This is a genomic window from Streptomyces sp. NBC_01237 (assembly GCF_035917275.1).
Taxonomy (GTDB): domain Bacteria; phylum Actinomycetota; class Actinomycetes; order Streptomycetales; family Streptomycetaceae; genus Streptomyces.
This window is the reverse complement of sequence record NZ_CP108508.1, coordinates 6174267-6193738: the sequence shown is the minus strand read 5'-3', so window position 1 is coordinate 6193738 and position 19472 is coordinate 6174267. Positions and strand designations below refer to the sequence as shown.

Annotated in this window: 15 protein-coding genes and 1 tRNA gene; 12 read left to right on the top strand and 4 right to left on the bottom strand. The window is 71.0% G+C overall.

Annotated features, from left to right (window positions below):
• Window positions 1–8: 8 nt before the first annotated feature.
• Complete coding sequence (locus tag OG251_RS27730; protein WP_326679674.1) at window positions 9–443, bottom strand: response regulator; 435 nt, start codon at window positions 441–443, stop codon at window positions 9–11.
• A gap of 196 nt (window positions 444–639) precedes the next feature.
• Here OG251_RS27730 and OG251_RS27725 point away from each other — a divergent pair.
• The 4 genes from OG251_RS27725 to OG251_RS27710 all read left to right on the top strand — a co-directional run bounded on the left by OG251_RS27725 (window position 640) and on the right by OG251_RS27710 (window position 3976).
• A tRNA-Arg gene (locus tag OG251_RS27725) sits at window positions 640–711 on the top strand.
• Between the two features lie 621 nt (window positions 712–1332).
• Entirely contained in the window at window positions 1333–1818 is a 486-nt protein-coding gene (locus tag OG251_RS27720) for a hypothetical protein (protein WP_326679673.1), read from the top strand.
• A gap of 18 nt (window positions 1819–1836) precedes the next feature.
• The gene (locus OG251_RS27715) at window positions 1837–3336 is read left to right on the top strand and encodes a hypothetical protein (protein ID WP_326679672.1); all 1500 of its coding nucleotides are present in this window, start codon (window positions 1837–1839) and stop codon (window positions 3334–3336) included.
• A gap of 10 nt (window positions 3337–3346) precedes the next feature.
• Window positions 3347–3976 carry a hypothetical protein gene (locus tag OG251_RS27710; protein WP_326679671.1) on the top strand — a complete coding sequence of 210 codons (630 nt, stop codon included), beginning with the start codon at window positions 3347–3349 and terminating at the stop codon, window positions 3974–3976.
• Window positions 3977–4014: 38 nt separating this feature from the next.
• Here the strand turns inward: OG251_RS27710 and glyA are convergent, their stop codons facing one another.
• The gene (gene glyA / locus OG251_RS27705; RefSeq protein ID WP_326679670.1) at window positions 4015–5331 is read right to left on the bottom strand and encodes a serine hydroxymethyltransferase; all 1317 of its coding nucleotides are present in this window, start codon (window positions 5329–5331) and stop codon (window positions 4015–4017) included.
• 288 nt (window positions 5332–5619) lie between these two features.
• Here glyA and OG251_RS27700 point away from each other — a divergent pair, with 288 nt between their 5' ends.
• Window positions 5620–7308, top strand: coding sequence for a hypothetical protein (locus OG251_RS27700; protein WP_326679669.1), 1689 nt, complete (start codon window positions 5620–5622; stop codon window positions 7306–7308).
• Between the two features lie 13 nt (window positions 7309–7321).
• Here OG251_RS27700 and OG251_RS27695 read toward each other — a convergent pair whose 3' ends face one another.
• Complete coding sequence (locus OG251_RS27695) at window positions 7322–9085, bottom strand: serine/threonine-protein kinase (RefSeq protein WP_326679668.1); 1764 nt, start codon at window positions 9083–9085, stop codon at window positions 7322–7324.
• A gap of 184 nt (window positions 9086–9269) precedes the next feature.
• A complete protein-coding gene (gene ku, locus OG251_RS27690; RefSeq protein WP_326679667.1) occupies window positions 9270–10424 on the bottom strand; it encodes a non-homologous end joining protein Ku in 1155 nt (384 codons plus the stop codon).
• A 59-nt stretch (window positions 10425–10483) separates the two neighbouring features.
• Between ku and ligD the strand changes: the two genes are divergently transcribed.
• From ligD to OG251_RS27655, 7 genes are all read left to right on the top strand, one after another.
• A complete protein-coding gene (ligD, locus tag OG251_RS27685) occupies window positions 10484–11380 on the top strand; it encodes a non-homologous end-joining DNA ligase (RefSeq protein ID WP_326679666.1) in 897 nt (298 codons plus the stop codon).
• Window positions 11381–11635: 255 nt separating this feature from the next.
• Window positions 11636–13894, top strand: a complete 2259-nt coding sequence (locus OG251_RS27680) for a HEAT repeat domain-containing protein (protein WP_326679665.1) — start codon at window positions 11636–11638, stop codon at window positions 13892–13894.
• Entirely contained in the window at window positions 13891–14208 is a 318-nt protein-coding gene (locus OG251_RS27675) for a zinc-ribbon domain-containing protein (protein ID WP_073717827.1), read from the top strand. The genes OG251_RS27680 and OG251_RS27675 overlap by 4 nt, the downstream gene beginning before the upstream one ends.
• A 153-nt stretch (window positions 14209–14361) precedes the next feature.
• Window positions 14362–15114, top strand: a complete 753-nt coding sequence (locus tag OG251_RS27670) for a hypothetical protein (protein ID WP_326679664.1) — start codon at window positions 14362–14364, stop codon at window positions 15112–15114.
• Window positions 15111–16412 (top strand): HAMP domain-containing sensor histidine kinase, encoded by a 1302-nt coding sequence (locus tag OG251_RS27665; RefSeq protein ID WP_326679663.1) that lies wholly within the window; start codon window positions 15111–15113, stop codon window positions 16410–16412. The genes OG251_RS27670 and OG251_RS27665 overlap by 4 nt, the downstream gene beginning before the upstream one ends.
• A 132-nt stretch (window positions 16413–16544) precedes the next feature.
• The gene (locus OG251_RS27660) at window positions 16545–17924 is read left to right on the top strand and encodes an FtsW/RodA/SpoVE family cell cycle protein (RefSeq protein WP_326679662.1); all 1380 of its coding nucleotides are present in this window, start codon (window positions 16545–16547) and stop codon (window positions 17922–17924) included.
• Window positions 17921–19378, top strand: coding sequence for a penicillin-binding transpeptidase domain-containing protein (locus OG251_RS27655; protein ID WP_326679661.1), 1458 nt, complete (start codon window positions 17921–17923; stop codon window positions 19376–19378). Before OG251_RS27660 ends, OG251_RS27655 begins: the two co-directional genes overlap by 4 nt.
• Window positions 19379–19472 lie beyond the last annotated feature (94 nt).

Here is a 19472-nt window from a genome sequence, read left to right as displayed (position 1 = left end):
CCATCCGGTCAGCCGGCCGTCCTCCCCGCCCGCCCCGCACCGTGCCGCCCGTCCAGCTCCGGCGGGTCCTCCCGGCGCACCAGCCGGTGGACGATCCGCACCAGCTCACTCGGCTCGAACGGCTTCTCCAGGAAGACATCGACCCCGGCCGAGGCCCCCGCGTCCACCTCGTACTGCGTACAGGCGCTGATGATCGCGACGGGCAGATGGCTCGTCCGCGGATCGGCCCGCAGCCGCGCGGCGGTCTGGAGACCGTCGAGCCGGGGCATCACGACATCGAGCGTGATCGCATCCGGGCAGACCTGATGCACCAGATCCAGACACTCGACACCATCGGCCGCGGTCACGACCTCGAAGCCCTCAAGCTCGAGATTGACCCTGATCAACTGCCGGATGACCTTGTTGTCGTCGACAACAAGCACGCGGCCGTACGCCCCTGACACGCTACGAGAGTAGGTCGGCCGGAGGGGCTGCGTCCGGGTTTTGCCCACTTCCGTCCCCGGAAGAGTGGCGAGAAACCGCGCCGACCGCCCGTTCGGGCGTGGCCGGAAGGGTTTCCCGCGCCACGGAAATACCTGTTCACGGACACCCTGCGGGAGCTGGTAGTGTTTCACCCGTCGCAGAGCAACACCGCGATACGCCCCCGTAGCTCAGGGGATAGAGCATCGGCCTCCGGAGCCGGGTGCGCAGGTTCGAATCCTGCCGGGGGCACTTCCGGATAGACCCTCTGACCAGCGGAAACGCTGAGCAGAGGGTCTTTTTTTGTGGCTGCGGACTCTTCGCGCCTTGACTCACCAGGACGTGACGCCGACGGCGGAGCGCGCCGCTTCGCCGACGTGTACGCCAGAGATCCTCGCCGCTCACCCCGGGGACCCGCACCACGCGGAGCTGTGGAAGCAAGTCCGGTCTCGTCATCGCCGGCTGCCTGCGCAAGAGCAAGGGACTGCGGCGGATCACCAACCTCGGCCGGGCCGCGCTGCGCGACCATCGCGAGGCGGCTTCCCTGTCCGGGCTACCGCACCACAGACAGCGCTCCGGCCGTCGTACGCGGACGAATCCTGGAGGGCGACCGGCGCGATGACGAGTTCTTCGCGGGCGTGCGTGGTAGCCACGAAGACGAGGGAACGAGGCCACTGCTCATCCTGGACCCGCACAACTGAGCCATACGTCCGTGCTCTCACTGCCTCCACGTCGACATCGGCCAAACCCCGCCGTCGCCATGCCCGTTCCCCGCGGGGCCCGGCCCGAGATCGGACAGAGTCAGCCGAACGTCCGACAGGGTCATCAAGTTTGAGTAGCCTGGCATGCCGGTACGGACTGGGTGGGGGAAAGATGACGTTCGTCAGCGATTGGGCACAGCTCAAAGCGGACGCGCAGGAGGGTCAATCCGCGCATATGCAGCTCAACGCGGCTGAGCCCAAGCCTGACGGCTCACAGTCCGGGTTGGACGCCGACCTGGTGGTTCATCAAGACGACCTGGGCGCGGTAGGCAACGAGGCGTTTCGCATCCACGGAGAGCTTGGGAAGTGCTCCGACATCGCCGGTGCCGGAATGGACAGAGATGGCGCCGGGACGACTGCTCGGGGTGCAGCAGAGTTACAGGGACGGAACTTCAGCTCAGGCACCGAGTTGTACACCACACTCGAAGTCTGGAGCTCGCAGGTCAAGACTGTCCTGCAGATGTGCGCACACATCTCCAATCACTTGGACTACACGAAAAAGCTGCATGCCAACGACGAGGCGGAGATCGCCACCGCTCTCAGACGAAGAGATGGTGCGGCGGTCCCGGTGTCGGAACTGTTGCAGTACGTGAAGTGAGCATGGAAGCGGGGAACAATGGGCGCGTTGACCTATACGGATCTCATCGAAGTGGACCTGGGCAAGCTGAGTGCTGCCACCGGTGACTGGAAGGCAACCGCTGCCCGCTTGGAGAGGCTGAGGACCGACGTCTACAGCGGCCTCCTGCAGATGTCGGACGGGGCGCAGTGGGCGGGCGTGAATGCTGCGGTCACCAAGGAATTCGTCCGCAAGACAGCCAAAGAGATCTCGGACTTACATCTGGAGGCAAAGAGTGTCGCCGCTGTTCTCGAAGATTCACACAGCGAGCTGACGCACATCCAGAAACGAGCCCAAGAGCTGACTGCGGAAGCCCGCAAGGGAGATCCGAACCGGGCCGCGGGCGCGGATCCGGGCCTCCTGGTGGTGGACGGCCCCAACGGCACAGTGAAGGTCACAGAGGCATTCTGTGACGCAGAGGGAGCCTCGCAGCGGACGAAAGACTTGATGCAGTGGTACGCCGATACCCTCACGGGGCTCGTGTCCCATGCCTCGGAGATCGACGCAGCCATGACCCGTGCCTTGAAGAAGAGCCACGGCGGCGACCCTCACAACGCGGGGCATGCCACGTACACCTCTCTCGATGAGGACCAACTGCCACGTGCCATGAAGCTGGCCTCGCACGGTGGCGACGCGAGCGCCGCGCAGCGGGCCGAGCTACGGCGCCTTTGGCTGTCGTTGAGTCCTCGGGCTCGTGCTGAGTTGTGGACCGGGCACAAGGACGATCTCCTGGCTGCGGGGCTGCTCTCGCCGTCCGTCAAACAGGCCGCCCCCGACCGGGGCTCCGGGCCCCACGGCGTCGAGGAACCGGGAGCGGAGGAGCGCAGGACTCGGGAGAAGATGAATCTGATCGCCGAGACGGCCGACTGGACGGGCGACAACGACGCTGCACGGCACATGGCCCACTACCTGGGGAACAGCGGAACGGACATGAACCTGCCCGTGGACAAGATGATGTCCGAAGTCCCTGGATTCCGTACACACATCGATGATGACATCAAGGGGCACCGAGACGAATGGCGCGAGCAGGCGCTTGCAGAGTTCAGGAGAAACGGCGGGCAGCCGGTCTCCATACCGGTGGAAACCATTAATCGGGACTTCAGCTTCACCAAGGAAACCAATGAGAACTGGTTCTACGCGGTCGGTTCCACCAGGTCGAACGTGACTGGAGTGGTCACCGTCGTGCCGGAGGCGAACGGCGAACCCAGGGTGGGCCTCGACTATCAGTCCAACGCGTGGGACCGCTACAACTGGGACCAGGACAAGGGGGTGACCATCGACCTCCCCGGAGGAGGAGACATGAGCATCCCCGATGGCCAGATGGCCCGCCTGCACACCACGGGCGTTGCTCGCGAATTCGATATGGCGGGCACCAGTTCAGTCAAGCACTACGATCTGGGCGGATCCGCCTCGCATTACGGTCCACTCCCGCAGCCGAATGAGCCAGGGCGTGAGGGCGACCGTACGGACCCCGGCCGTGAGCAGCAGGAAGGGCGATAGAGGTCCACCGATGAACAACTCCAGCAAGGACGGAGTCGGCGAGCGGCCCACACGGCGGCGTCGGGTGCCGATCGTGGCTGTCGTCGCTCTGGTGTTCCTCGCATGCGTCGCCGCCGCGATCGGCGTGGTCTCCCACGTCTCCGACAAGGTCTCGTCCGACCTGTCGAAGCAGGAGATGACGTGCTGCTGGGAGGACGGGGCCACCCCGGTCTGGATGAGCGGGCAGATGGGCATCCGCATTCCGGATGCGGCAGCGGACCGACGCGCGGGCTACAAGGTCGGACAGCGCTACGACACAGGCCTGCTGTCTTTCGTTCTGCCCAGCGAACAGGCCGGGGTGTACACGGGCCGACTCGTACGTGAGGGAACCGAGATGACGGGGAACTCGCTTCCAGAGAAGAAGGATTACCGGCCCGCTGCCGCCTTCGCGCACCTCGGACTGACCGAGCCGGAAACGTTCGTCCGAGGTCTGCGGAAAACCAGCCTTTGCCCCGATGAGCTCGAAACTCCTGAAGGCAAGTACCTTCAGCGTTGCATCGACTTGTTCGCGCACGAGTTCAAGCCCGGTGCCACGCGGATCTATGTCAGGTCGACCATCGAACCGTCCGTGACTCCGCCTCCGGCGAGCGCCGGTCCGTAGCTCGCCGGACACCGGTTCCTGTATCGCACCGCCCCGCCTCAGCCCACCGGCAGGCCCGGGGCCGGGTGGCTGTCCATCAGGGCCTTCACCTCGGACCGGATCCTGGTGATGGTGGATTCGTCGCCCGTACGGGATGCCTCGACCACCTGGTCGATCCACTGCGCGACCGCGGCCATCGCGGCGGCGGGGATGCCGCGGGAGGTCAGGGCCGGGGTGCCGATGCGGATGCCGGAGGGGTCGAAGGGCTTGCGGGGGTCGTAGGGGACGGTGTTGTGGTTGACCACGATGCCGGCGCGGTCCAGGGCCTTGGCCGCGGTCTTGCCGGGGACGTCCTTGGCCGTGAGGTCGATCAGGAGGAGGTGGTTGTCCGTGCCGCCGGAGACCAGGTCGAAGCCGCGGGCGGAGAGTTCGTCGCCCAGGGCGCGGGCGTTGGTCACCACCTGGTGGGCGTAGGCGCTGAAGTCGGGGGTGGCGGCTTCCCTGAGGGCGACCGCGATGGCGGCGGTGGTCTGGTTGTGGGGGCCGCCCTGGAGGCCGGGGAAGACCGCGCGGTCGATCGCACGGGCGTGTTCCGCCGTGCTCAGGAGCATCGCGCCGCGCGGGCCGCGCAGGGTCTTGTGGGTGGTGGTGGAGACCACGTCCGCGTAGGGGGCGGGCGAGGGGTGGGCGCCGCCCGCGATCAGGCCGGCGATGTGGGCGACATCGGCCACCAGGACCGCGCCGGTCTCGCGGGCGATCTCGGCGAAGCCCGCGAAGTCGATCGTGCGGGGAACCGCCGTACCACCGCAGAAGATGACCTTCGGGCGCTCGGCGAGGGCCAGTTCGCGCACCTCGTCCAGGTCGACTCGGCCCGTGTCGCGGCGGACCCCGTACCGCACGCCGCGGAACCAGCTGCCGGTCGCGGAGACGCCCCAGCCGTGGGTGAGGTGGCCGCCCATCGGCAGTCCCATGCCCAGCACGGTGTCACCGGGCTTGAGGAAGGCCATGTACACGGCGAGGTTGGCCGGGGAGCCCGAGTACGGCTGGACGTTGGCGTGGTCCATGCGGAACAGCGCGCGGGCGCGCTCGGCGGCCAGCGTCTCCACCTGGTCGATGATCTGCTGGCCCTCGTAGTAGCGCTTGCCGGGGTAGCCCTCGGAGTACTTGTTCTGGAGCACCGTGCCGGAGGCTTCGAGGACCGCCGCGGAGACGTAGTTCTCGCTGGGGATCAGCCGCAGGGTGTCCGCCTGGAGCTGCTCCTCGGCCACCACCAGGGCGGCGAGGTCCGGGTCCGCCGAGGCCAGTGCCGGGTGGCGCGGGGCAGTGGTGGGTGCGGGACCGTTGGCGGTGGGGATGCCGGGTGCGTGGGTGGTCATGGAAGTGGTCCTTCCGGGTCGGCCGCGTCGTGCGGCGTGGACCCGGATGCCCAGGCGGACGGCCCTCCGGAGGATGACGCCCCGGGCGCGCCCGGGGTGTGCCGCTCCCTCGTGGTCGTTTCCACGGAGCGCCCCTGCCGGGGCACGCGCCAGTCGCGGCAGGTCGAAGTCTAGGGGCTGTCGCGGGTCCGGGACCAGCGTCGAATCGCGGGCGAAGCGTGCGTGAATGGTGACGGAACGGGGCAGGTTCAGGGGGACCTTGTGAGGCTCGACGGTGGGGGGACCGTTATGGAGTCCGGCGATCAGTACCCGGGATCCGGCAGTGGCGCGGGCGGCGGGCCCGGTGGTGGAGCGGGAAGCGGGTTCGGTGGCGGGCCGGGGCAGGAGCCCGAGGTGCCGCCTTCCGTTCCGCCTCCGCCTCTGCGGCCGCCCTCGATCGGGCCGCCCCCTCCCGGCTCCGCCCTGCGTTCCGTGGCGGTCGGGCTGCTCAATCTGACCGGGCTCGGCCTCGGTTACGCCCTGATGCGCAGATGGTTCCGGGCCGCGCTGTGCTGGGCGGCGGCCGGTGGGCTGCTGCTGGCCGCGCTGCCCGCCGATCCCGACGGGGTGCCGGGCGGTGTGCTCGCCGGCTTCCTCGTCGTGCTGGCCGCCGCGGTCGCCGACGGGGCCCGGACCGCCCGGCGTTCGCCCGTGGCCGGGTCCTGGCGACCGGTTCTGGCGGCTGCGCTGGGGGTGCTGCTGCTGGCCGTCCCGGCGGGCGGGTTCGCCGTCTACGGCTCCGAGCGCGACGAGGCCGTCGAGCAGATGCTGCTGGACCGGCTGGAGCGGGGTGACGAGGCCGTCCGGGCCGCGTCGGGACAGCCGTTCGGCACCGCGCGGGCGGAATACCGGTCCGCGCTCGCCGTCTACCGCGAGCTGGGCGAGAAGCATGCCGGTTCACGGGCGGGCAAGCTCGTCCCGGCCCGGCTGAAGGCGTATTACGAGGCCGTCTCAGCGCCGTACCGGGAGAAGCAGCACTGCGCGGCCGTCGAGCCGTTGACCTATCTGCGGACGGTTCCCGGCTCCGTCGACGCCGAGTTGCTGGGCGATCTGGCCGCCTGGCCCGACGAGCCGCTCGCCGATTCGCTGTACGTGTGCGGGGTGTCCCGGCTCGGCGGTGTGGGCGGCGGCGGGACCGAACTGGGCGAGCTGCTGCGCACGTTCCCCGATTCCGCCTCGGCGAAGCAGGTGGGACCGGCGATATCCGGGAAGATCGGGGCGCAGGTCGCGGCGCTGAAGGGCGACGGGCCCTGTGAGGCCACCGCGGTGCTGCGCGGCCTCGGCACCACGGTCTCCGGGCTGCCCGGATCGGACATGCCCGCGCTGCGGGCCGACGCCGACAAGGGCGTCCAGGACGGGGTGTACGCCTGCGGGGTGGACGAGTTCGAGGACAAGAAGTTCACCGAGGCGCAGGAGACCTTGACCGGTTTCACCCGTACGTACAAGGACGACAAGCGGGTGCGGCGGGCGCGGAACATCGCCATAGCCGCGGAGATCGCCGACGACCGGCCCTCGGCCGGCAAGCGGCTGCCGCCGTCCCGCAAGCCGGGCGGCGCCCGGATGGAGCTCGTCATCAGCAACGACGCGCCGAATGCCGTCGAGGTGCTCTACACCGGTCCGGTCACCGGCACCGTCAAACTGCGGGCCTGCGGCAGCTGTGAGCGCTACAGCGCGTCCAGCGGATCGGCGCGGGCGTGCAAGGACGGTGGCAGGAGCTACCCGAAGGCGAGGCTCCGGCTCCCGGCGGGCACGTACCACTTCCTGTACAAGCACGGCTCAGGAGCGACCGCGGCGGTGGACAGCTACACATCGGGGTCGAAGATCCAGCCCGGCTACACGTATACGAGCTGCACGTATGTCATCGAGCGGGACCCGCTGGGCCTCGACCTGCCCACGCTCCGGGACCCGTTCACTCCCGCTTCGGCTCCGCGGGGGTGAACGGGGACAGTCATCAGCCCTTCGCCCGCGGGTTCTTCTCGATGACCCGTCCGTCGAGGTGCGCGGTGAGGAAGGCGCCGCCGTACTTGTCCGAGACGTAGACCCGCAGGACCGGCTGGTCGTCGTGGAAGGGGGACGACGGGTCCACGATCACGTATCTGTACTCCGGGTCGGGGACGTTGAGGGTCTTGTCCGCCGTGCGCAGCAGGGCGGGAAGCGCGTCCCAGTCCACGGAGAGCAGGTCGACGGAGGTCTCCCCCGAGGGGAGCGTGCCGCCCATGTCGTCGTTGGTGGCCTCGCCGTCCCGGTAGCTGAACTGGTCGTACAGCGTGGAGTTGGACTTGAGGGGCGCCTTGGCCGAGGCGTGCTCCTCGTGGACGGTGAAGTCGGTGACCCTCGTTCCGCCCATCAGCGGCTTCAGGGCCTTGATGGCGCCGCGTACGCCCTTCGGGGTCAGCAGATTCGCCGGCTCGGCCGGAGTGTCCGGCGTGTCCGCGACGGGAGTCCCCCCGCCGGTGGACGTCTTCGGCGTCGGGTTGCCGCTCCGGTCGCCCGAGGGAGTGCTCGCCGCGACCGACGGACGGTCGCCCTCGTCGCCGGTGCCCCCGGCGCGAGGGACCAGCACCCAGATCAGGACGGCCGCGGACACCGCGGTGGTCACGAGGGAGCTGGTGACGGCGATCGTACGGATACGGCGCCGGAGGCGGCGCTGCCGCTCCTGGTCCTCCGGCGTCAGGTTCTGCGTGGCGTAGGGGTTGCCCGGCGCGGCGGGCGACGCGGACGGTACGCGATCGGCGGGGGTGGGACCCGTGGTGGGGATCCGGTCCACGGGGGTGGGGCCCGTGGGTGCGCGGTGCGCCGGATTCAGCGCCAGCGTGTGCGCCGCTGGGGGCGAGCCGGTGGGCTCGGCCGTGGGGGATGCGGGCTCGCGCATCGTTCCGGCGGCCGCGTCCGCCAGCATCCTGTCCAGTTCCCCGACGCCGGGGCGGGCGGCTATGTCCCTGGTCAGCAGGGCCTTCAGGACGGGGGTGAGGGCACCGGCCCGTACCGGCGGCGGCACCTCCTCGTCCAGCACGGCCGCCAGCGTGGCGAGCGTGGTGGCCTTGCGCAGCGGATGACGGCCCTCCACGGCGACGTACAGCATCATGCCGAGCGACCAGAGGTCCGAGGACGGGTCGCCCTCGGTGCCCCGGATGCGTTCGGGCGCGATGTAGTCGGGTGAGCCGATGAGGGCGCCGGTCATCGTCAGGCTGGTGGACTCGCGGATCGCGGCGATGCCGAAGTCGGTGAGGACCGGGCGGCCGTCGGCGCGGAGCAGGACGTTGGCGGGCTTGACGTCCCGGTGGTGGATGCCCGCCGCGTGGGCGGCGCGCAGCGCGGAGAGGATGCCCCGGCCGAGCTCGGCCGCCTCGGCCGGTTCCATCGGGCCCCGGACCAGCCGCTCGTGGAGGGAGGCACCGGGCACCAGTTCCATGACGATCCATGGGTAGCCGTCCTCGCCGGGGTCGACGATGTGGTGGACGGTGACCACGTTGGGGTGGTCCAGGCGGGCGAGCGCGCGGGCCTCGCGCAGCACCCGGGCGCGCAGCGTGCGGGCCGCCTCCGGGTCGTACTCCTCCAGGGCGGGGTCCGGGGGCCGGACCTCCTTGAGGGCGACATCGCGGTGCAGCGCCAGATCGTGGGCGCGCCAGACCATTCCCATGCCGCCGCTGCCGAGCCGCTCCACCAGCGTGAAGCGGCCGTCGATCACCCGTCCCGAGGGGGCCTCTGCGCTCATGGGCCGTAGCGTACGGGGGTGGTGGGACAGCGGTCGTCCGGGGCCGGTTCAGCTGCCCACGACGACCGGATGCCCTAGGGGGACGATCTCCACGGGGATGTTCCGATGGGGCGTTCCCTGTGGGGCGTTTCCTGCGGGGGATTCGCTGTGGGGGATTCGCTGCGGGGCGTTCCCTGCGGGGTGTTCAGGCCGAGGCGCGCTTTCGGGGCGAGGACCGCTCCGACTTCTTCGCGGTGCTTCGGCTGCCGGACGCCGTCTTCTTCGCCGCGGTGCTCTTCGCCGCCGTCTTCTTCGCCGCGGTCTTCTTCGTCGGCGACTGCGCGGATGCCTTCTTGGCCGTTGCCGTGGACTTCTTCGTACCGGTGGTCTTGGGGGCGGACTTCTTCGCGGCGGAGGCCGTGCCACCTCCCGAGCGGGTCACCGTCTTGCCGGTCGGGGTCCGGTGCGTCGTCTTCTGTGCCGTCTTGTGCGTCGTCTTCTGTGCCGTCTTCCTTGCCGGTTTCCGGAGGGGATGGACCTCGGCCACCTCTCCCCCGGTCTCCTCCCCGTCCCCCTCCTCGCCGCGGGACTTCTTCGCCGCGCGGACGCTGTTCTCCAGGGCCGCGATCAGGTCGATGACCTTGCCGCCGCCGGAGTCCTCCGCCGCGGCCGGCTCCGTCGCCCCGCCGGACGCCTTGACGGCGATCAGCTCCTCGACGGCCTCGCGGTAGTCGTCGTGGAGGGTGTCCATGTCGACCTCGCCGAGGGTGTCCATCAGGGCGTCCGCCAGGTCGAGTTCGGCGTCGCGGACCGTCACGTCGGTCTCCGGGGCCACGCCCTCGGGGGCGCGGATCTCGTCCGGCCACAGCAGTCCGTGCAACGCGATGACGTCGTCGACCACGCGCAGCATGCCGAGCCGCTCGCGCCCGCGCAGCGCGTACTTGGCGACGGCGACCTTCCGGCTGCGCTTCAGCGCCTCGCGCAGCAGGGTGTAGGGCTTGGCGGCCGGGACGCCGTTGGCGCAGAGGTAGTACGCCGCGTCCATCTGGAGCGGGTCGATCTCGTCGGCGGGCACGAAGGCGACGATCTCGATCGTCCTGGTCGTGGGGAGCGGGAGGGAGGCGAGGTCGTCATCGGTGATCGGGATCATCGTGCCGTCGGCGTCCTCGTACGCCTTGCCGATCTCGGCGGTGGTCACCTCCTGCTCGTCCAGTTCGCATACCTTGCGGTATCGAATCCGGCCACCGTCGGCGAGGTGGATCTGCCGGAAGGAGATCGAGTGGTTCTCGGTGGCGTTCACCAGCTTGATCGGGATGCTGACCAGCCCGAAGGAGATCGCGCCGTTCCATATGGACCTCACCGTTCACCCCTTTTGCCGGTAATAACCTCTTAGGTCGCCTTTCATGTGATTCTTATCGTATGACGCCCATCACGGAGGTGGAGGGGCGGCGCCTGGCGCTCAGCAATCTCGACAAGGTGCTGTACCCGGCCACCGGGACCACCAAGGGCGAGGTGCTGCACTACTACGCGGCCACAGTGGCGGGGGCGCTGCTCGCGCACCTGTACGACCGACCCGTGTCCTTCCTGCGCTATCCGGACGGGCCCGACGGCCAGCGTTTCTTCACCAAGAATCCGCCGCCCGGTACGCCCGGCTGGGTGCGTACGGCCGCCGTGCCGCGGCACGAGGGCGAGCACGCCCGGCAGGTGCTCGTCCAGGATCTGGCCTCGCTGGTGTGGGCGGCGAACCTGGTGGTGGAATTCCACACCCCGCAGTGGCGGGCGGACGCGCCCGGGATGGCCGACCGGCTGGTGTTCGACCTGGACCCCGGCGCTCCCGCGAGCGTCGTGGAGTGCTGCGCGGTGGCGCTCTGGCTGCGGGAGCGGCTGGCCGCCGACGGGCTCCTCGCGTACGGGAAGACGTCCGGGTCCAAGGGACTGCATCTGCTCGTGCCGCTGGAGCCCACCCCTTCCGGCCAGGTGTCCGCGTACGCGAAGGGGCTGGCCGTGGAGGCGGCCGGCGCCCTGCCGGAGCTGGTCGTGCACCGGATGACCCGGGCCCTGCGGCCGGGGAAGGTCTTTGTCGACTTCAGCCAGAACGCCGCAGCGAAGACGACCGCCACCCCCTACACTCTGCGGGCCAGAACGGAACCCACCGTCTCCGCACCCGTCACCTGGGAGGAGATCGAGGGCTGCCGGGCACCCGGTGAGCTGGTATTCCTGGCCGGTGACATGACCGCGCGGCTGGAACGGTACGGGGATCTGCTCGCCCCGTTGATCAATCCGAACCGGGCGCGGCCGCTGCCCGTGGATCATTAGCGCGGGGCCGGCCGAGGCGGGAACGGGCAGGCGGGACGCTGTTCGGTGGCGGTCGTGCATCGTGTCGCCCGGCGTTCCGGCCATGAAGTGGTCATGACCTGGTCATGGCACGAGGAAAGGCCGCAAGTGGTGGGTGGATTGTCCGGGCCGTGGTGCACACTCTGCCCAGACGCTTCTTCGGAGCGTGCCGGAAGGGTGTGCCGGAAGACTGTGCGCCATTTCCGGGCGCTGCCGTAATCGTGGGGAGGGCATGGCGTGTTCGCGGGGATCGACGAGGTCGACTGGGCTTCGATGGAGCATGCCTACGGACCGGCCGACGATGTGCCCGGTCTCCTGCGGGGGCTCGCCTCCGCGGATCCGGCGGTGCGCGAGAGCGCGCTCGACGGGATGTACGGGGCGGTTCACCACCAGGGCGATGTCTACGCCTGCACACTCGCGTGCATCCCGTTCCTGTTCGAACTGGCCGTGGATCCGGGCGTACAGGACCGGGGCAGTGTGGTCGAGCTGCTCACCAGCATCGGCGGGTTCGATCTGGACGAGGACGACGAGGACGAGATCGATGAGGACGAGATCGAGGGCGCCGCGAACTACGCCATGGCGGCGGCCGCGGTCACCGCGGGCGCGGGGGTGTTCTTCGAGCTGATCGCCGACGAGGACCCCGGAGTGCGGCTCGCGGCCCCGCTGGCCCTCGCCACCCTGCACCGGCACCCGGTGCGGGTGCTCGCGCTGCTGCGGGAGCGGCTGCCGGTGGAGGCGGACGAGGAGGTACGGCTGGCGCTCGTCGAGGCGGCCGGGCGGGTCGCCCTCCGGCACCGCCCGCTGGCCGGCCGGGTGGCGGAATGGCTGAGCCTCCTGGCGGCTCAGGCGTACGCGCCGGGGCTGCGCCTGGCCGCCCTGGCCCAGCTGGCGCGCTGTGCCCCGGACGTCCTGCCCGGCGATGTCGTGCCGGTGGTCTCCGGGCTCCTGGGCGAGCTGCGCTCCATGACCGGCGCGCCCCCGGAAGCGCGGGCGGAGGCGGAGGCGCACGCGGGAGCGGAAGCCGGTGCGGATACGGGCGCGGGCGTGGTCACGGGAGCGGGCCCGTCGCCGGATGCCGGTCTGTCGCCGGATACGGAGTCCGAGGCCGCACCGGACGCCGAACCGGACGCGGAGCCCCGTACCGGCGGGAAGACCCCCGTCGTGGAGCAGGCGCCGCCGACCCTCGTCGGACAGTTCCGCGCGCTGTCCGCCGAGGAGTACGTCGGCCGCAGCGCCCCGTGGACCGCCGACCTGCTGCGCACCCTGCACGTCGGGCTCGACGACCGGGTGAACGACCGGACCGCCCTGCTCACCGACCAGCTGCGCAGCCCCGACCGCTGGCAGCGCATCGACGCCGTGCGGATGAGCGGCGGGCTGATCCGGGCCTGGCGCGGCTCGTACGACGGCCTCGTCCGGCTGGTCGGGGAGCAGCTCGCGGACCCCGAACCCCGGCTGGCCGACGCCGCCTCGCACGTTCTCGAAGAGCTGTTCGGCCTGGCGGCCCCCGCCGCGGATGCCCTGGCGGCTCGGCTGGCCGCCGACCCCGGCGGCTGGGTCAAGGAGTGGGCCAGCGGTCCTCCCGGCCTCGGCTCCACCGTGAAGGCGCTGGCCCGGCTCGGCGACGTCCGTGCGGTGCCCGCGCTCGCGGCGGCGCTGGAGCAGCCCGAGGTGCCGCACGACGTGGGGTACGCCATCGGCCACCTCGGTGCCGCCGCCGCGCCGCTCGCACAGGCGCTGCGGCGCAGGCTCGGCGAGGTCGGTCTCGACGAGGGGGCCTACGACCGGGCGAGCCCGTTGCTGTCCGGGCTGACCGGGCTGCGGGCGGGCGAGGCGGCGCCCGAGGTGCTGCGGGTGCTGCGCGGGGCGCCCGAGTACCGGGGCGAGTGGCTGCGTACGGCGGCGTTGCGGGCGCTCGGTTCGTTCGGGCCCGCGGCGCACTGTGCCGTGCCGGAGCTGCGGGCCCTGATCCGGCGGCCGGGGACCGTGGCGGCCACGGAGGCGGCCGACGCGCTCTGGGCGGTCGCCGGGGACGCCGACGCCGTGCTGCCCGTGCTGATCGAGGGCCTCCAGACGGAGCATGTGCACGACCGGCGGACGGCGGCTGCGGCGCTGGGCAGGCTCGGGCCGCACGCGCTGGTGGTCGCGCCCCGGCTGCGGGCGCTCCTGGAGCACGACGAGCTGTGGCTGCGGGTGGACGCCGCGATCGCGCTCTGGGAGGTGTCTGGGCGGACCGAGGAGACCGTTCCCGTGCTCCTCGCCGCCTGGGAGAAGAACCGGCACGTCCGAGTCCGGGTGGCGGAATGCCTGGCGCGGATGGGTCCCGCTGGTGCAGGCTCGGGAGCAGCGCACGTGCTGCGCGCCGAGCTCGTCTCCGTACGCCGCCACAACGCCATGGACGGCGGATACGGCAGCCATGACACGTACGAGGACGAGAGGCTCCTGACACTGTGCCGTCAGGCGCTTCACGGGAAGACGGGGAGAGGGACCAGAGCATGATCATTTTTGGTACGCGGGGCTATCTGTACCAGTTGGCCATCCTGACGATGGTGTGCGGCTGGTGCGGCAACCCGGCCGCGCACACGCTGCGCAAGCGGGTCACGAAGTTCACGCTGTTCTTCGTGCCGCTGTTCCCGTTCTCGACGAAGTTCGCGACGCAGTGCACCTTCTGCGGCGGGGAACAGCAGATCCCGAAGGAGCAGGCCGACGCCCTGCTCGCCCAGCACCACGCCGGACAGGACGGCAACCCGTACGGCCAGGCGCAGCAGCAGCCCGGCTACGCGCCGCCAGGACAGAACCCGTACCAGCGCTGAGGTGGGGCCGGGGGCCGCGGAGCCGCAGGGCCGCGGTCGCCCGGACCACCGCGCGCCGCGGTCGCCATATCGCTGTAAAACATCATGAAATAGTCATTGCGCGTCCCTTTCCGTCTAGGGTGTAGGCCCTGTCGTCGAAGAGGGGGCCGCGCCGTGCGTCCGCACCACGTTCCGACGCCGGCCTGCGCCGCCGCGGCCGTCGGCGCCGCGCTGGCGCTGCTCTGCGGCTGCGGCGCCGCCGGAGGGCTGGAGAGCGCCGGGCGCACCCCGTCCGCCGTCGAACCCTCCCGGCTCTGGCCGGATCTGCCCGCCGCCTCGGCCGCCCCGTACGACTACGGGGAGGGCGAGACCGCCCGTATCCCCGGTATCCGGGTTCCGGACGGCAATGTGCGCGCGCTGGACCCGGTGGCCGTGGTGCGGGCGGGACTGAAGGCCCACCCCGACCGGGACAGCGGCACCGACGAGCTCCCGCAGGAGACCGTCCGGCGGCTGAACGCCTGCGGCGTACAGGCCGGCACCTGCCCGGTCCTCGCTCCGTATTTCCGCGATCTGACCGGTGACGGGAAGGACGAACTCGTCCTGGGCGTCACGCTGCCCGACCACCAGCTCGCCGTACGGGTCTACATGGCCGACCGGGAGGGGCTGACCCGGATCATGTCCACCGCGGACGCGGTGATCAGCGTGCAGCTGGCGGGCCGCGACCTGATCATGCGGTCGCCTTCGGCGATCACCGGCTACGAGTACCGCACGGCCTGGACCTGGGACGACCAGCAGCACGCGATGCTGCCCACCAGGGACGAGATCCTGCGCATGCCCCGGCAGCGGAACCCTGCCCCCACCCCGCCCGCCTCACCGTCCCCCTCCGTCTCCCCGGCCGCCTCCGACTCCGCACCGGGGCAGCGGTGAAGAGGCGCGGGCTTCGCACGCCCTCCTGGACCGCGAGCCTCACCTGGAAGTCCGCGGTCTTCCTCACGGTGATGTGCTGCACGCTCGCCGCCCTGCTGGGCGTCCTGGTGCACACAGCCGTGACCCGGCAGACGGTCGGCCACGCCCGCGAGAAGGCCCTGGACCGGCTGGAGGAGGTCACCAGGGCGTACGAGGCCGGCGAACCGCTCCCCCGGGGCTCCGGGGTCGATCCGGCGGGCCTGCCCGCGTCGCTGCGCTCCCTGGCCGTGGGCGGCGAGCAGGGCACGGTGGTCACCGACGACGCGGGCCACCCGGCGATGTGGGCGGCGGGTCCGGCCGACGGCCGCGCGCTCGCCACCTGGATCGACTACAGCCAGAGCGCCCGCACGATCAGCGGCCTCGACCGGGCGATCGTCGGCTCCTCGCTGCTGGCCATCGCCGCCACCCTCCTGGTCGGCCTGTTCGCCGTCAGCCGGGTGACCCGGCGGCTGCACCAGAGCGCCCGGGTGGCCCGCCGGATCAGCGCGGGCGACCTCGACGCCCGGGTCCACGACCCCCGTACCGCGCGCCCGGCACGGGCCCAGGACGAGGTGGCGATCGTCGCCGGCGCCCTGGACACCATGGCCTCCACGCTCCAGCACAAGCTCCAGACCGAGCAGCGGTTCACCGCCGATGTGGCGCACGAACTGCGCACCCCGCTGACCGGGCTGTCGGCCGCCGCCGAACTGCTGCCGCCCGGCCGCCCCGCCGAACTCGTCCAGGACCGGGTCCGGGCGATGCGGGCGCTGACCGAGGACCTGCTGGAGATCTCCCGGCTCGACGCCCGTACCGAACAGATCGATCCCGCCGTGCACGAACTGGGGCCGGTCGCCGAGCGGGTGGTCCGGGCCTCCGGTACGGACACCGAGGTACGGATCACCGGCGCGGCCCGGGTCGAGACGGACCGGCGGCGGCTGGAGCGGGTGATCGGCAACCTGGTCGCCAACGCCCACCGGCACGGCCGCCCTCCGGTGGTGCTGAGCATCGAAGGCCCCGTGGTGACCGTGCGCGATCACGGGGCGGGGTTCCCGGCGTATCTGCTCGACGGCGGGCCGCAGCGGTTCCGTACGGACGGCAGCGGGAAGGGCCACGGGCTCGGCCTGACCATCGCCGTGGGCCAGGCACGGGTGATCGGGGCGGAGCTGGTCTTCGCCGACGCGGCGGACGGCGGGGCGGTGGCGCGGCTGACGCTGCCGGAGTACGTGCCGCCCGACGACGACCCGGCTCCGGAATCCCCCGGCCCCGCACCGGCCCCCTGAGGCCGATGGGGGCATCCGGGCCGGGGGCGCGGGCAATCCGGGCCGGGGGGCGCGGGCCCCGGCCCTCTGCCGCGCCGCGGACGCGCTGCGACATAAGGGAAATACCGCACGCCTCTTGCTACGTTGCGTGGCATGACCCCATCGACGGCGGACGCTCCCCCGCCCGAGCTACGCCTGCCCAAGCGGCGCGGGGTGGAGCTCTGTCTCCTCGTCGGGGCCGTCCTCATCTCCGTCTACGGCTACGCGAACGTCGGCCTCGCCAGGAACGGCGCCGTGCCGCCCGATGTCGCCGGTTACGGCGGGGGGCTCGGTCTGCTCGCGCTCCTGGCCCATCTCGCGGTCCGCTTCCGCGCCCCGTACGCCGATCCGCTGCTGCTGCCGATCGCCGTCCTGCTCAACGGCCTGGGCCTGGTGCTGATCTACCGGCTGGACCTGGAGACCCCGAAGGACCAGGCCGCGCCCACCCAGCTGATCTGGTCCACGCTCGGGGTCGCGCTGTTCATCGCCGTCGTGGTCCTCCTGCGCGACCACCGGGTGCTCCAGCGCTACGCGTATCTCTCGGTCGCCACCGCGCTGGCGCTGATGATCGTGCCGATCTTCTTCCCCGCCGTGAACGGGGCCAAGATCTGGATCAGGATCGGCGGACTCTCCTTCCAGCCGGGCGAGTTCGCCAAGATCCTGCTCGCGGTGTTCTTCGCCGCGTACCTGGCCGCGAACCGCAACGCGCTGGCGTACACCGGGCGCCGGATCTGGAAACTCCAGCTGCCCACCGGCCGGGTGCTCGGCCCCATCGTGGCGATCTGGCTGCTCAGCGTCGGCGTCCTGGTCCTGGAGCGCGACCTCGGCACCTCGCTCCTCTTCTTCGGACTCTTCGTCATCATGCTGTACGTGGCGACCGGCCGTACCGGCTGGATCGCCGTCGGACTGCTGCTCGCCGCGGTCGGCGCCTTCGTCGTCGGCTCGTTCGAACCGCATGTGCACAGCCGGGTGCAGGACTGGCTCGACCCGTTCGCCTCGATCGACGCCGGGCGGGGTCCGAGCCAGCTCGCCCAGTCGCTGTTCGCGTTCGCGGCGGGCGGCATGCTCGGTACCGGACTCGGCCTCGGCCACTCCGTCCTCATCGGCTTCGCCGCCAAGTCCGACTTCATCCTGGCGACCGCGGGCGAGGAACTGGGCCTGTCCGGACTGACCGCGGTGTTCCTGCTGTACGCGCTGCTCGTCGCCCGGGGCTACCGGGCCGGACTCGCGCTGCGCGACCCGTTCGGGCGGCTGCTGTCCATCGGTCTCGCCTCGATCCTGGCCCTTCAGGTCTTCGTGATCGCGGGCGGTGTGATGGGACTGATCCCGCTGACCGGCATGGCCATGCCGTTCCTCGCCCAGGGCGGTTCGTCCGTCGTCACCAACTGGATCATCGTCGCGCTGCTGATCCGGGTCAGCGATGTGGCCCGCAGACCCCATCCCGACCAGGTGGAGACCGGCGTCATCGCCCCGGTCCTGGAGGACGAACGGTGATCCGCTACATCCGGCGGGCCGCCGCCTTCTGTCTGCTGCTGCTCGTGGCGCTGCTGCTGAACGCCGCCCGCATCCAGCTCTTCGAGGCGGACGAGCTGGACGACAACCCCGCCAACCGCCGCAACACCATCGACCGTTACGACGAGCCGCGCGGCAACATCCTGGTCGGCGGCAAGTCCGTCACCGGCTCCAAGGACACCGGTGAACAACTCGCGTACGAGCGCACCTATCTGCACGGCCCCCTGTACGCACCGGTCACCGGCTACGCCTCGCAGACGTACGGCACCACGCTCATCGAGAACGCCGAGGACGGCATCCTGTCCGGCACCGACTCGCTGCTCGCCCCCTTCCCCCTGTGGAACGACATCACCCGCGGCCGGCAGCCGGGAGGCGATGTCGTCACCACCGTCAAGGACTCGATGCAGCGCGCCGCGTACGACGGGCTGAGCGGACGCCGGGGGGCGGTCGCCGCCGTGGAACCCTCGACCGGCCGGATCCTGGCTCTGGTCTCGACGCCCTCGTACGACCCCGAGCGGCTGTCCGGCACCGGTTCCCCGGTCACCGACGCCTGGGCCCGGCTCAACGCGGCCAAGAGCCGGCCGATGCTCAACCGGGCCATCCGGCAGACCTATCCGCCGGGTTCCACCTTCAAGATCGTGACGGCCGCCGCGGCGCTGGACGCCCGGGTGGTGACCGATCCGGACGCCGGCACGGACACCCCGTCGCCCTATGTCCTGCCCGGCACCACGACCACGCTGCCCAACGAGGCGAGCGGCTGCGCCAAGGCGTCCCTGGCCGAGGCGATCCGGGTCTCCTGCAACACGGTCATGGCGCACCTCGGCGTCGAGGTGGGGCTCGACAAAATGGTGGAGGCGGTGGGCAGGTTCGGCTTCAACGACGGCGGACTGCGGATTCCGTCCGGGGTGGCGAAGAGCAACTTCGACACGGACATGAGCGACGACCAGCTGGCACTGTCCTCGATCGGGCAGTTCGACACGACCGCGACACCCCTCCAGATGGCGATGGTCGCCGCCGCGGTCGCGAACGGCGGCGACCTCAGATATCCGCATCTCGTGGACCGTACGACCGCCCATGACGGCGACACCGTCCAGCAGCAGGGCTCCCGCTCGTACCACCAGGCCATGAGCCCGTCGACGGCGATGCAGTTGCAGCGGATGATGGTCGACGTGGTGGAGGACGGCACCGGGTCGAACGCCGCGATCGACGGGGTGAAGGTCGGCGGCAAGACCGGTACCGCGCAGCACGGCATCGACAACTCCGGTACGCCGTACGCCTGGTTCATCTCCTGGGCGCAGAACCCGGACTCCGGACGGCCCGCGGTCGCGGTCGCGGTGGTCGTCGAGGACGCCTCCGCCGACCGGGCGGACATCAGCGGCGGCGGCAGCGCGGCGCCGATCGCACGGGCCGTGATGGAGGCGGCGCTCGACGGGTGAACGGGCGGCGGGCGGGCGGGTGAGGGGCCGGGGAACGGGCGGGCCGTTGCGAAAGCCGCTCGACCGCTCGGCGCGCGGGCCGGGAGACTGGCCT